The following is a 13,019-nucleotide window of genomic DNA, read 5'->3' on the forward strand; positions in this document are numbered from 1 at the left end:
GGGGTCGTGCCAATCGCTCCATACAACCCGCGAAACACTGACCACCCGAAAGATATCGAGTACAGAGTCGAAGACCGCATCACCGAACACAGCGAGGACGTTCAGCTCAAGCAGTCAGTCTTAGACGAGACGTACAACCACCGGACAGGGGTCGAACGGACCAACGACGCAGTCAAGGACTGCGGCCTCGGGCACGTCCGCGCCCGAGGCCGCGTCCACGCACGAACAGAAGTGTTCCTGGCACTGTGTCTCCGGCTCGTCATTGCTATCACCAACTACGAGCGAGGAAACGAACCGGGCTGTGAGAAACTATGAGATGGATTCTATGACACGCTCAAACCACGTTACTGGTGGCTACGCTCACATTCATTAGCCTGTCGGCACATCGAAAAGACATTATCCCATACCCTCCGCATAGCAGATAATGCGCGTGGCTTTCGTGTCGAATGTCGTCTACCCGTTCGTCACTGGCGGTGCCGAGAAGCGAATCCAGGAGATTGGCACCCGACTCGCCGACGAGGGCCACGACATCACCATCTATGGCCGTCACTTCTGGGACGGCCCTGAACAGACCACTTACGAGGGAATGACGCTGCGCGCAGTCGCCCCCGAAGCCGACCTCTACAATGGTGAGCGTCGTTCCATCACTGAAGCCATAGACTTCGCAGCCCGAGCGCTTCCACAACTCCGAGGTCATCTGCGCCGCGACGAACACGACATCGTTGTCGCTAGCGTCTTCCCATACTTCCCGGTTCTATCCACAAAACTTGCCAGTCTTCGTACGAACACGCCACTCGTAACGACGTGGCACGAGGTCTGGGGCGATTACTGGGAGGAGTACCTCGGCTACCTCGCTCCGTTCGGAAAGCTGATCGAGCACGTCACCGCACGCACACCACAACATCCGATAGCAATTTCGTCAATTACGGCCGACCGTCTCTCCACTATCGGCCCCGACCGCGAGACCATCGAGATAGTCCCGAATGGCATCGATGTCGAGCAGGTCAGAAGCGCACCACTCCCCGAACAGGGCTACGACGTGCTCTTCGCTGGCAGACTCATCGAACACAAGAACGTGGACGTGCTTCTGGAAGCCTTCGACGAGGTCGCCGACGATTACGACGCCACGCTTGGCATCGTCGGTGACGGTCCTGAGCGCGAACGCCTCGAAAGAAAGCAAGGGTCACTGACTCACGCCGACAAGGTAGAATTTCTCGGCTTTCTCGACGACTACGATGACGTTCTCGGTCATATGCGCGTTGCCGACGTCTTCGCTTCTCCGAGTACCCGCGAGGGATTCGGCATCACGTTCGTTGAAGCGATGGCCGCCGATTGCACCGTCATCGCCGCCGACCATCCTGATTCGGCAGCGGACGAAGTCATCGACGACGCAGGTTTCCTCGTCGATCCCACGGTCGAGTCCCTGACGAAGATACTCGACCCCGCACTAAGTGGTGAACGGCCACCGACGAATCCGGTCGAACGCGCGCAGCGATACGACTGGGACGCGGTAGCTGATCAGGCAGAATCAGCTTATCAGCGTGCCATCGACGGCTCGTGGTGATTAGTCGAGAATCTCCGGCTGGTTAGTGCTTCAAGCAGTCAGAGTCATTAGAGTCGTAGTTGCTTCGTGGGTCTCTTCAAGCGCATTTATAGAATAATCGTCCGTCAGCATCGTCTGAACGGGGTGGATAATGGACTTTCAGCGAGATGGGGTCCTTGAAGCCGACGACAGAGTAGTGGTGGTCGGTGAGGATACTCAAGGCAATCATGCGGGCTCGACGACCACAAAGGCGGCAACGTATGTCGGGGCTTCGCGCTGGCGGAGCGTCGCCATCGCCGCCTGTTGGGATGTGTACTAATCCAACGAATCGTACTTGCCTGTCCGGCAATTCACCCGGTCGTATTTATGCCTCGAACTCAATTTCGTACTCACGCGGACGAAAACGGCCGATTCGGGAGTCAAAATTCGCTCAGATCGCCTGAGAGACTCGTTAGGGGGTGTCTAGCCCTCTCACGGCAAGGACCAGGGTTCGAATCCCTGACGGAGCACTTCTCCGATCTCAGCCCGACGAGCGGCGGCGACATCATCCCGAGCCCGACTCGGTCCTCGAGGGGCGCCCGTCAAGCCGCCCCCAGGACCGGACGTGCCCGGGATCGATGCGGATGAGCGGTGCCGTCGACAGGTCGTGCGTCGCGTACTGGTCGTACTTCTCCCAGAGCGCGTGCACGCCACCCGCGTGGCCGTCGTCGCAGGGCGCGAGCACCGAGGCCGTCCCGCGGACCTGGACCTAGCCCAGGTCGGTCCAGTCCGGGGTGTAGTGGTCGACGACGAGGGCCACCGTCGGGTTCGCCCGGACGTCGCGGACCCGCCGGAGCGTCCCCGGCGCCGTCGCCTTCGGCTTCTCGTCGACGGCCGAGACGATGGCGCCGTCGTCGAGCGCGAAACAGACCGGCAACACGTTCGGCCGACCGTCGTCGTCCGCCGTCGCCAGGCGGCCGACCCGCGCCTCGCACAGGTACCTGCGTTCGGCCTCCGAGAGGGACATACAGGGGGAAGGGACCACAGGCACAAACGTCCCGCGGGGCTGGCCCCCGTCGACGCGTCAGACGGCCGTACTGTTATTCCGCATCGCCCGCGTCAGCACGGCGGCCTCGCTGTCCGAGAAACTGGTGTAATAGAGTCGGACCTCGTAGATGCGGCCGTCGATGTTCTGGCCGACGCCGTACGGGTCGGAGTCCGCGCCGAGGATGACCTCCCCGAGTTCGACGTCGCGGTCGAGCGCGACCGAGTCGACCCGTTGGCCGTTCCGATACAGTACCATCTCGTCGCCATCGAACGTGCCGATCAAGACCTGTGATTCGCCCGCATCGATGGCATCGGCGTATAGCGTCCCACTCGGTGGGCTACTGTACCCGATAGTGTACTCCATCCGGTGGGGGTTCACGTGGTTGCCATCGGTCTCCATGTACCACGCGAACCCACCAGCCTGGTGTTCGATGAGGTTCTGGATACGGTTGGGACCGCCGTCTTTCTCGTACTCGATGGCGATCGTGATCTCGTCGACGCTCGCCGGGCCGTCCACGGAGAGGTCGCCGATGTCGACGTGGGTGCCACTCGTTCCGTCGAGTTCGATCGCCGTTCCGGTGTCGTCGGTGACGCGGGACCAGCCGCGGAACGCCGTGCCGTCGTTGCCGTTGCCCGAGCGGTCGACGATGGTGCTTCCGGTGCCCTGGTCGAACGTGTAGTACGCGATGAGGTCACCGACCTCGTCCCTGTCGTCGACGCGCCTGTTCACGAGCACCGTCTGGTCGCCATCCCTGGAGACGACGGTGATCCTGTCGTCCGGGGCGGTCGGCAGGAGCACCGTCTTCCCGGCCTCGTCGCTGTCGAACGACGCGACCGGCTGGCCGTTCAGCTGGACGACGACGTCCTCGCCGATGCCGACGGCCGTCATCTCCAGGCCCGCGGGTGTCTCCCTGTACTCGAACGCAGCCTCTGCTGTCGGCGCACCCTGTCCCGAACTCAGGTCCAATACGAAAACGCCGACGCCCGCGGCTGCCACGATGGCCAGTGCGACGAGCAGTAGCGTTCCGATCGGCGAGGTCGCAGCACGGTCGGTACTCCCCTTACCCCTCATTGTGTCTGCTAGTCATTCACCCCGGCTTACTTGTTTCTATTGACACACGACTCGTCGGAGGGATGTTTACGAGCGCTATTCTCAAGGCGTCTGAGTTGAATAGCTACTCGAGTCTGGCCGTTCCGACCCTTACTTGCCGAACCGCTTGGCCACAGCACGCCACAGGTGATCGGACCGACCACTCACGACAGAGGTTGTAGACTCCGTGTGCAAACGGGGTGTACGGAGCCCCCGGGCCGAAGAACAGATCAAGACTGCGAGGGGGAATCCATCTCCGGCCGGCCACATGTTGACAGACCTATAATAAAAACATTGGGACGGGGCTTCCATGCAACTACTGAACGGGGCGCGCTGTGACCGAGTGGACGGGCACGAAGAATTGTACTGGTGTGACGCGGGAAGTCACCGACCGGTATAAGTCCGGACCCCCAGTGCGACCCCGAGCAGCATCAAGAGTACTGCCAATGAAGGCTTGGAGGAGGCGTCCGTGAGTGGCGCGTTGTGGTTTCTGTTCGTCCTGCACAACGAGTCGCGAGAACTGGAGTCCTCCGGGTCGGAGGCTGCGGCCATGGAGGTCCCCTACCCGTTGGAGGCCTCTCCGAGTGTCCGTCCGATGACGACGCAGTGGAGCGGCAGCCATAGACCCGGACGTCGAGCGAGCCACAGAATCCGCGGGATTCACGCTCCGAGGAACGGATACCAAAGCGTCTCGGAGAGCCCGACCAGCACGCCGAGTCCGAGGCCGTACACCACGTGGAACCCGACCATCGTGAGATACTTCCGCTCGTCTTGCTCGGTGTCGAATCCCGTCCCAGGACTGAGCGGTGGCTCGAGGAGTCCGAATGCCCGGAGTCCAGCCCACGGTCCGAGTAGCAAGCCGCCGAACACGAGCCCCGTCAACAGCGTATTCGGGAGTATCGTAATCCAGCTGCCAGCGAGTCCGAGCAGTCCACGGAACGTCCAGGGATACACCGCCCCGACGAGCCCACCGTAGGCAACGTATACTATCGTTCCACCGACCTCGTACGGTGGTTGGTCAGTGTCTCTGAGGCGCATCAGGAACCGTGTCGACGGTAGTGGCTCGGATGAAAACACCCGCGAATAGAGCAGCAGCGTCACTGACGCGGCGATCAGTCCCGACAACCCCGCGCTGATCGTGATCGGGTGGAGCCACGCCATACCGTCTCAATGTGTCGGTGGTCTCTTAGATTTTTGTCTCGTTGCGGTGATCGCGGTCTCGCTCCCGAATAAGGCTGCTAGAAGAACTCTCTGATGGGTTCTCGTTTTCCGGTCCAGCTTGGATGTGGTTCGCCTAGCTGTATCCACCCGCCGTTCGACCGGCGGGTTCTATCGAGAAGATGTCCGTGATTGAGCCCTCGACGAACTCAATGCGGTGCGAGCGGCAATCAGTCATCGCTCTTATGTAGAATTGCGGAAAGCCCCGATAACGAGACAATCAACGATTGACTCGGCGGATTCACCCGCTAGGTTGAGTGAACGAACGATGCCGAAGGTGTGAGCGGCCTGCTCCAAGCCCTGCTTGGACAGGCCGCGGAACTTCCGCAACCACGGCTGGACGAGCGAGAACAGGCACTCAGCCTGGTTAATATGGACGCCGTCGGGCGATACGTACCTTTTCTTGTGCACGACCGTTCGGTGCTCAAAATCCATCTCTCGGTAGGCTTGGAGACCATCGGTCCAGACCTCTCCCAGACGCTGGGAGAGGTCTTCAGCCTCCTGAATCACTGGTTCAAGATCACCACTGAAGTCGATGCCAAGTTGGCCACGGATCACGCGTAGCGAGTCGCGGCACGCCGCGACGAGCGTCAGCTGATCACCCTGGCGTCCCCGCCACCGTGATCGGCCTGTCTGGGACGAGCCGCCGCGCGAACGGCTGTTCCGCGGCGGCTCTTGTCCTTTGTAGCCCGAACAGACCGTGCCAGATTCGTCGACTTGCGTCGGTCCATCGATGGTCTGGTCGAGTAGTTTCCAGACGACGGGGAAGCCGCGCTGAACCGCGGCTTCCACCTCCCGAATCGCCGTGTGAACGGTTTTGTAGGCCCGACCGAGCAACGGTGCGATCTGGTTGATACTGAGCAACGTGTCGGCATAGAGCGTGAACGCGAGAAGCACCTCACCGCAGGAGAGGTGCTTCTCGTGAAGTGGAGTTCCGTAGGTGTAGACCGGCTTGAAGTTGCAGTCACGGCACCACACACGGTCGAGATGCGGCCACGTTTGAACGGCGTTGTGACCGCACCGTGGACAGGATGTATTCTCCCAGAATTCCTTGAGTCGCCGCTCGATGCGGGCATCGAGCGGCTCCGTGTCGATCTCAACGACGCCCAGCTCGATCAGCTCTCGAAACATCGCTCCGAACGCCGGCTGAGCAGAAGACATACTCCGAGATTATGGCTGGTTCAGTGTAACTACAGGGTCTTTCCGTAGCTCTACACAAGAGCGTCAGTCATTAACCAACATTCTCAGCTATCAGGCCGGGTGTTGGTTAACCCGGTCGCTACCAAATCTGTGGTGTCACCGAAACACCTCCTGAAGCCATCGCCATCGAGAGGAGGACGAACGTGTCTCTAATCCCTGACTCGAATCCCCACGCACCATCGATGGGTCCGAACTTTCGTCCGGTTGGGGCTTGGTTCCCTGTACGTCGGTGAGCAGCTCCTGTGTCGCGGTCAGCTCGCGTTCGAGTTCCGAAACACGAGTATCGAGCGTCTCAACCCGGTCCCGAAGCACGGTCACGTCCTGCTTCGGTTGGGTGGCGTCCACATCGACAGTGCGCTCCGCAGTCGTCGGCGCGGCTCCAGAATCCTGTTCGTACGTCTCGTCCGAGACCTGCACGGCATTTGCGATGGTCTGCTCACCGTACGTCGACCCATCGGCGTAGTGGACTTCGTCCCACTTCTCCCGGTATAGCCCAGAGTCACGAAACAGCCGATCCATCCGCGATTCATCGTTGCCGGTCCAGAACGCCAGCAGACAGCAGAGCGCCATGTCGGCCTCGGACTGGCTCTCGTAGCCTCTGGTACTCCCGTTCCAGAGGCGTTCGAACTTCGCGCCGTTCTGGGCGTCCATCGCCTTCTCGACGAGCTCGGCATCGGACAACGAGGTTGCCGTAGACCCGGTCCCGCGTTGCTGTGCACGCTCCTCGGTCGAAGACTCGTCGTCGCCGTAGACGTACTGGTCGTACACCCGTGCGAACGCGTCCTGGCGCTTCTCGATCACGGTCGGCGTGCCCGGAAGATGGTCGCCCGTCATGGTGAAGAACCGCGCGGAGTCGTAACACTCCACGGACCCCGAACGGGACTTCGTACTCGGGATCGTGCCCTCGATGAGCACGTGGACGCCCGTTCCGGACGGACTGACCTCGGTGTACGAATCCAGCCGGTCGACGATGTCTTCAGCCCAGTCGGTGAGTGCGCCGTTCTCGCGACAGTCGTCGAGGTCGACACCGAGGAACGGGTCCTCCTCGGTGAACACGAAGCCGAGGCCGTCCTCTGCTTCCGAAGCACCGAGCGCCACCTCGTAGATGGACCAAGTCTCCGGGTCAGAAACCGACGCGAACGAGCCGGTCTCGGGATCGATGGGGATCTTGGTCAGCTTGCCATCGCGTTCCTCGGCCCGCCAGCAGACCCACTGGGGGTACTCACGGAGTGCAGCGGGGATCGCGTCCGGGGCGACCGTCATCGTCCCACCCTACACATCGTTCCCACCGTCAGAGCGCAGACGAACACCCAGATCCGTCTCCGTCTCCGACGCCGTCTCGCTCCCATCACTGCTCGTGCCGTCGAGCACCTGTCGTTCGTACGGACTGGCTCGAACACGCAGTGGGAACCAGCCTTCCTCGTCGATACCCAGTAGTGTCTCGGAGAAGCCGTCCTCGTCGTTACCTGCCTTTGCAGTCCGGACCCAGTTCACCTCGCGCTCGCTCAGCCCGAACCACTCCGCGAGTTTGTCGGCTTCCTCGTCGACGCGGTGGATCAGCGTCATCGAACAGAGGCTCGCGATAGTCTTCGCCTCGGGCGTGAGTGCGAACTCGCCGCCGGTCTGGGTGATGAAGTGCAGCGAAAGGTCGTAGTGCCTGCTGTGACGTACCGCCGTCTCGAGGAACCCGAGCGAGGTCGAGTCATGTAACAGATAGTGCGCCTCGTCGATGACGAACACGACGCGCTTGTCGGTGCCCTTCGCGCGCTCGTAGACGGCGTTGAACAGCACCTGCATCATCAGGCTCGTCTCCGCCTGGCCACGGACGCCCTCCTCCTGGTGGAGGTCGAGGTACACCACCGAGGAGTCGAGGTCGAACTCGGTGGGCTGGGCGAGGTTCGCGAAGTCCCCGTCCGCCCGGAACGATGGCTGGAGGTCGGTGAGCAGTGCTTCAGCGTCCGCACGAACTCGCTCCTGCACCCCTTCGGTCGGGTAACCGAACGCCGCAGGGTCATCCAGCATCGACTCCAGCACACGCATGAGATCGGTGATCGTCGGCGACTCCTTCGATTGCGTGGCTGGGTCGCGCGTGATGCCTGCTTGCTCGTAGGTCTCCTGTACAGCACGGCGCATCGTCTGTGTCCGCTCCCCGAGCGGGTTCGACGCGACGTGTGTGAAGAACGTCTTGAAGAACGTGAGCACCCACGCGATCTGCTCGCCCCACGGGTCGATGTCGGGTGTGGACTCCAGTACCTCGCTTGGGGTCTCCCGAATCTCGAGCGGGTTGAACCCACGCGTGCCCCCTACTGTGACGCGCTCGCCACCGAGGGCGTCGCTCACACCTGCGAAGCCCTCGAGTGGGTCGAGCATCACGATTACGGTGTCGGGGTCGTACATCGCCCTCCGAAGCAGCTGTAGTTTCGTCGAGAACGACTTCCCCGCGCCGAGTTTGCCGATGACCATCGTACAGTAGCCCGTCTCACGTTCGAAGCGGTCGAGGATGAGCGGGCTCTCGTTGAGTGCGTACGTGCCGTACTCGATGCCGGGTTCTGCGAACGCACCCGACACGAACGGGAACATCGCACCGAGTGCGCCGCCGAGCATCGGCGTCGTCGAGTCGAGCGAGTCGTCGAGCCGGTCAACACCGATCGGACTCGCCGAGACGAGGCTGTCGAGCTGCTGCCAGCGCGGCGTCACCGGTGTGAGGTTCGCCGGTGCTCGTCTCGCCGCCCCGAGCACGCCGTCGACGTCGACGCGGTCTGCGTCGGGCTCGTCGGCTCTCGTGGTGAGGTACATCGAGACGTCGAACGCCTCCATCGGCGTGTTCCGCAGCACGTCGTAGAGGTCCTGATAGTCCTCCAGGTCCTTCCGGATGCCACGCGCACCGGCTCGATGCCGCTCATTCAGGTACTCGTGGTCGGCTTCGAGCGTCTCGATCTTGTTCTCCAGCTCGTTCAGCGTCCGGTCTGTATCCCGTGGGTCGACGTGGATCGTGATATCGGTCTCGCGTGTCTCACTCGTCGAGTACAGCTGTTCGAACAGCCCATCCGTCGGCGCGTCGGGATACTCCGCGATCCACTGCGTTCGCGTCAACTGGTCTCCCGTCCGGACAGCATTGGGTAGCTCCTCGATGCTGTCCGCACTCACGAGCGACTGGTGGCTCTCGGCCACCGAGTCCAGCCCGTCCGAACCTTCGTCTGGAGCGGTCGATTCCATCTCCGCGACGTCACACTCCGGGTCGTCTGCGAAGAACGAACGAAGAATCCGAATCATCGCGCACCTCCAACGAGGGGCGTCGTCCGCAGTCGCTGTTCCATCTGTCCCTGCGACGCGTCGGTTCCAGCCCAGAACTCCTCGACGAGCTCGGTCGCATCTTCGACCGGCACCTGATGTGCCGTACAGCCATCGATCTCACGCAAGCCACCACTGACCCGTCGCAGTCGCTCATCGAGTCGCTGTTGCAATACGGCGCGCTGTTTCTCGATGGGTGGCGCGGCGATTGCCCGGATGAACAGCCCCAATACAGGAAGTCCCGCGAGTTGCTGGGTGATGCTCTCGCGTTCGAACTGGACCTCCTCGGGGCGTACCGAGACGACGACGTAGTGGTCACGGATGGTCATCTGCCGCGAGTCGAGCTCGCGGCCGTACCACTCGATGTACTCCTCGATGAGCGCGGCCAGCTGGGGATTCTCCTGCACGTCCGAATCCTGAAGCCGGCGTTCGTAGTGCGAGAGGTACTCTTCCACCGGAAACGAACGGGTCGTCGAGTAGAACTGCAGCGGGAACTCGACGGTCGTATTGAGAAACCGCTGGAATGCTTCCGTCGTCTGCGTCCACTCCTCGTCCGTCGCGAGTGCGAGCATCGGTGGCGTCACCTGGACGATGCCGACGAACGCGCCGTCAGTTCGCTCGATGGCGCCGGCTTCCTGGTGTACTCGCTCGAGCTGTGTGTACTCCTTCGCGTCGTCGTGGTCGAGCTGCGATGGCCGCCGAAGATACGCCAGCATCGAGGCGACCCAGTCGATGCTCGAGGTGTACGTCGGCGTGAGGTAGACGAACACCCCACCAACCACCGTTGCAAGTGCAGCGAGCGGAATGACGATCTGCTGTGCCCGATATCCCGCGACGGTCGTCGTCGCCGGCACCAGGAGCTGCGTCGCGAGCACGACGACCACCCCGGGGAACAGGCCGACCATCAGGTCGGTGAGGGTGTAGCTACCGAACAGTTTCGCGTCTGTGCCGATCGACTTCGGGACTCGTTTCGCTGGTTCCGTGCTCATGTCTGATTTGCGTCTGCAGCGTCAGTCGTCTGGGCTGTGCGTGCTGGTGGGAGTGCGCTCGGTCGGTCCGGTCGAAGTGCGTCGAAGGAGTCGTTCCGTGTCGTCTCCTGACCAGAACTGCTCGCCTCAGAGGCTACGCCAGTACTCGACTCCGGAGAGGGCCCAGAGAATGCGGCAGCCAATGAGTCTCGAGTTCCGCGAACCCGCTGACCTGCTGCGTGTGCCCGGGAGTCAACGGAATTCAGCAGCGTCTGTCCGTCTCGACGAATCGCACCGTCACCGCGGAGTCCTCGGGAGAAGTTCCGGCCACCGTGGGCTGCAGTCTGTCCAGCCTGCTTCGTCGAACTCAGCTGCTGGCCGAGACGGCCAGTGGAGACCTGTCGCCCCATGCGCTCGCTCGCCATGAATATCGCCCCGGCCTGCCAGAACAGGACGAAAGGCGCGACGAGCGCGAGAAATGGGGTCACAAGACCGAGCACCCACAAGACCAGACCCCCTACTGAAAGCCCGAAGTTCGAACCGAGGATCGCCGAGAGTCGAAAAAGAACGACTGCCGGGAGCGACATGAAGAGGAACGGCACGTAGAATCCCGCGAGTCGTTTCATGAACCGCGCCACGAGCGCGAACGGCCCAACACTCGGGATCCACATGACGATCAGGAGCGGCATCACGAGCACGAACATGTAGAGCGCGATCCGTCTGGCCAGATAGACAGCCGCGATGGACACGAGGAGTGTGTTGTTCACCGACACCGAGATCGCATAGGCTATCGCACTGAGGGCACCATAGGAGATGGTCTGGATCAAGTCGACGTCCGAGAGATCCGGAAGGATGTAGATTCCGAGGTGGTCCACAAACTGCAGGGAGAACGCGGCGATCCACCACCACGAGAGGACCGCGAGCAGTCCTGCGAACGCTCGTCGCTTCATGCGCGCACCCTGATAGCCGCTGAAGAGGTTGCTCGTCGACTCCAGCAGGATGACGAGACCGATCGACAGTGCCCAGATACCGAGTGCAAGCGGGACGACCGACTCCCAGTAGTAATCGTACAGACTGGGCCACACGCCGTTCGTAGGGCGACTGAAGATCGCGTTCGGGGCGTCCGTGCCGACGACGAACTGGAGAACCTCGTTGCCGTGCTCCTCGACGAGGCCTTCGAGAGGCTGGAATAGCGCCTCAACGAAGTCGGTGAGGGCAGCGATTATTACTTCTTTTAGCCCCATCAGTCCTCCTCCTGAACGGTTTCGAGTTCCACGGTCGCTTCGCTACAGATGTGCCGATTCCAGACCCCGTTTGGTTGTCCTGATGTGGTGACAGAGAGATTCCCTCGAAAATTCGGTCCGTAGGCCGTTCCCCCGATAACCTGAAACTCAATTGGTCCATACGAACAGTCGTGATTCGGTGGATCGGGGAACTGTAGAGGTCGACGGAATCCGACGTAGCTCTTGGATTCACCAGGAGCAATAATGACGTCTTCTGGATTTTGTGGAGCCTCTAGTTGTGGAAGCGATGTTGGTTCGAAGAGAGATTCGTTCGCATCTGGATAGGGAGCATCGGCGTAGACGATATGATGAACCCAAGATGGGCCAGACCCATCATTCGTGACTTCGACCGTAATGTGTCCAGTTGCTTCGGTCGTTTCTTCGTCAATCGTAGCTCTCGCATCGGTGAGGCGGAGATCTGGCTCCAACGCCACGGGGATTCTATGAGTTTCCCCATTCGTGACGACAACGACCTCGTGCTCGCCCGGTTGATACCGATCCTGAATCCGCCTCACACCAGGGTCGAGTATCGGAATCCGAACCGTCGTTGCACCCGCTGTCACGGTCCGGCGAGCGAACGCAGCTCCATCGGGGGCGATGAGGTTCAGTCGTGAGACGTCGCTGTCTGGCTCGAGCGAGACGACCAAGTCGGTCGCGGTTACCTCGACACCGGCCACCGGCGAGTCGTCTGGAACGGGAACGGACCCCGGTGACGTCGAGTTGTTAGCCGTCCCCTCGTCACTCCCTCCGAGACAGCCCGCCAGTACCGCCCCAGCGAGGCCTGCACTACTCGCGAGCAGACTTCGACGAGACGGTGTCATCGAATCCCCCTCCAGGGCGGCCAGACGCCCCAGCCGGTGATCCGGTCGACGAGGAAGATACCGAAGAGGATGAGGCCGAGAGGAACGCCGGCGTGGAACACGAGGTCGATGAATCCGGCGACCGACCCGGCCACGTACACCTGATCACGGTCGCCGAGGTCTTCGGCTTCGTGGTCCCACCAGGTTCCCGGGTCGTATCGAGCGTCGTAGACTGAACGGTGGGGGAGCGTCACCTGCCCGACACCATGTTCAGTACCTCACAAAGCCGGTTAGTTAGAACGTCTGCTTGCTGCGAATGTGCCTAGCAAACAGCAGCAAGCAGACAGTGAAATCCACGAAGACCAGCTCCTTAACTTCCTCGTCAATCGACTTGATGAGGAAGTCTCTCTGAACCTTGCCAACAACGCTGAAACCGATGCTAAGGACATTTACGAGGTCCTCGTCGGCGCAACCGCCGACGGGACCTCAATCTCGACGCTGTGCAACTCCAGCGAAGACTCGCCATCGGCAAACACGGTTCTCTACCACCTCCGGACGAAGTTCGAGCCCGAACGGCTCGAACAAGTCGCTAACACGCTT

Annotated in this window: 13 protein-coding genes and 1 pseudogene; 3 read left to right on the forward strand and 11 right to left on the reverse strand. The window is 61.5% G+C overall.

Annotation, left to right across the window (positions count from 1 at the left end; genetic code table 11):
• Positions 1–315 (forward strand): transposase (locus BLT27_RS17950; protein WP_139172245.1); only part of this gene is annotated, 315 nt, incomplete at its 5' end.
• A 109-nt stretch (positions 316–424) separates the two neighbouring features.
• On the forward strand, positions 425–1,564 hold the full coding sequence (locus tag BLT27_RS17955; protein WP_089736401.1) for a glycosyltransferase family 4 protein: 1,140 nt from the start codon (positions 425–427) through the stop codon (positions 1,562–1,564).
• 523 nt (positions 1,565–2,087) lie between these two features.
• Here the strand turns inward: BLT27_RS17955 and BLT27_RS20065 are convergent.
• From BLT27_RS20065 to BLT27_RS18005, 11 genes are all read right to left on the reverse strand, one after another.
• Positions 2,088–2,267, reverse strand: a complete 180-nt coding sequence (locus BLT27_RS20065; protein WP_217639184.1) for a hypothetical protein — start codon at positions 2,265–2,267, stop codon at positions 2,088–2,090.
• 24 nt (positions 2,268–2,291) lie between these two features.
• Positions 2,292–2,549 (reverse strand): pyridoxamine 5'-phosphate oxidase family protein, encoded by a 258-nt coding sequence (locus tag BLT27_RS20070; RefSeq protein ID WP_217639185.1) that lies wholly within the window; start codon positions 2,547–2,549, stop codon positions 2,292–2,294.
• A 57-nt stretch (positions 2,550–2,606) separates the two neighbouring features.
• Positions 2,607–3,641 carry a LamG-like jellyroll fold domain-containing protein gene (locus BLT27_RS17970; protein WP_089736404.1) on the reverse strand — a complete coding sequence of 345 codons (1,035 nt, stop codon included), beginning with the start codon at positions 3,639–3,641 and terminating at the stop codon, positions 2,607–2,609.
• Between the two features lie 678 nt (positions 3,642–4,319).
• A complete protein-coding gene (locus BLT27_RS17975) occupies positions 4,320–4,820 on the reverse strand; it encodes a hypothetical protein (protein WP_089736406.1) in 501 nt (166 codons plus the stop codon).
• Positions 4,821–5,060: 240 nt separating this feature from the next.
• Positions 5,061–6,038, reverse strand: coding sequence for an IS1595-like element ISHir1 family transposase (locus BLT27_RS17980; RefSeq protein WP_089736408.1), 978 nt, complete (start codon positions 6,036–6,038; stop codon positions 5,061–5,063).
• Between the two features lie 135 nt (positions 6,039–6,173).
• A complete protein-coding gene (locus BLT27_RS17985; RefSeq protein WP_089736410.1) occupies positions 6,174–7,340 on the reverse strand; it encodes a phage NrS-1 polymerase family protein in 1,167 nt (388 codons plus the stop codon).
• A 9-nt stretch (positions 7,341–7,349) separates the two neighbouring features.
• Complete coding sequence (locus tag BLT27_RS17990) at positions 7,350–9,350, reverse strand: VirB4 family type IV secretion system protein (protein WP_390255067.1); 2,001 nt, start codon at positions 9,348–9,350, stop codon at positions 7,350–7,352.
• Positions 9,347–10,357: a TraC-like domain-containing protein gene (locus tag BLT27_RS17995; protein ID WP_089736412.1), complete on the reverse strand. Its 1,011-nt coding sequence runs from the start codon at positions 10,355–10,357 to the stop codon at positions 9,347–9,349. Before BLT27_RS17995 ends, BLT27_RS17990 begins: the two co-directional genes overlap by 4 nt.
• Positions 10,354–11,580, reverse strand: a complete 1,227-nt coding sequence (locus BLT27_RS18000) for a TrbL/VirB6 family protein (protein WP_089736414.1) — start codon at positions 11,578–11,580, stop codon at positions 10,354–10,356. The genes BLT27_RS17995 and BLT27_RS18000 overlap by 4 nt, the downstream gene beginning before the upstream one ends.
• Positions 11,580–12,296, reverse strand: coding sequence for a hypothetical protein (locus tag BLT27_RS19390; protein ID WP_139172411.1), 717 nt, complete (start codon positions 12,294–12,296; stop codon positions 11,580–11,582). The genes BLT27_RS18000 and BLT27_RS19390 overlap by 1 nt, the downstream gene beginning before the upstream one ends.
• Before the next feature lie 140 nt (positions 12,297–12,436).
• Positions 12,437–12,673: a hypothetical protein gene (locus BLT27_RS18005; RefSeq protein ID WP_089736416.1), complete on the reverse strand. Its 237-nt coding sequence runs from the start codon at positions 12,671–12,673 to the stop codon at positions 12,437–12,439.
• A gap of 64 nt (positions 12,674–12,737) precedes the next feature.
• Between BLT27_RS18005 and BLT27_RS18010 the strand changes: the two are divergent.
• Positions 12,738–13,019, forward strand: a pseudogene (locus tag BLT27_RS18010) (ISH3 family transposase); the annotation flags it as partial.

The organism is Haloarchaeobius iranensis (genome assembly GCF_900103505.1).
Lineage (GTDB): Archaea > Halobacteriota > Halobacteria > Halobacteriales > Natrialbaceae > Haloarchaeobius > Haloarchaeobius iranensis.

Coding starts and splice junctions, on each gene's coding strand:
- BLT27_RS17955 (WP_089736401.1), top strand. CDS start 425: ATGCGCGTGGCTTTCGTGTCGAATGTCGTCTACCCGTTCGTCACTGGC.
- BLT27_RS17995 (WP_089736412.1), bottom strand. CDS start 10,357: ATGAGCACGGAACCAGCGAAACGAGTCCCGAAGTCGATCGGCACAGAC.
- BLT27_RS17975 (WP_089736406.1), bottom strand. CDS start 4,820: ATGGCGTGGCTCCACCCGATCACGATCAGCGCGGGGTTGTCGGGACTG.
- BLT27_RS17985 (WP_089736410.1), bottom strand. CDS start 7,340: ATGACGGTCGCCCCGGACGCGATCCCCGCTGCACTCCGTGAGTACCCC.
- BLT27_RS17980 (WP_089736408.1), bottom strand. CDS start 6,038: ATGTCTTCTGCTCAGCCGGCGTTCGGAGCGATGTTTCGAGAGCTGATC.
- BLT27_RS17970 (WP_089736404.1), bottom strand. CDS start 3,641: ATGAGGGGTAAGGGGAGTACCGACCGTGCTGCGACCTCGCCGATCGGA.
- BLT27_RS20070 (WP_217639185.1), bottom strand. CDS start 2,549: ATGTCCCTCTCGGAGGCCGAACGCAGGTACCTGTGCGAGGCGCGGGTC.
- BLT27_RS17990 (WP_390255067.1), bottom strand. CDS start 9,350: ATGATTCGGATTCTTCGTTCGTTCTTCGCAGACGACCCGGAGTGTGAC.
- BLT27_RS18000 (WP_089736414.1), bottom strand. CDS start 11,580: ATGGGGCTAAAAGAAGTAATAATCGCTGCCCTCACCGACTTCGTTGAG.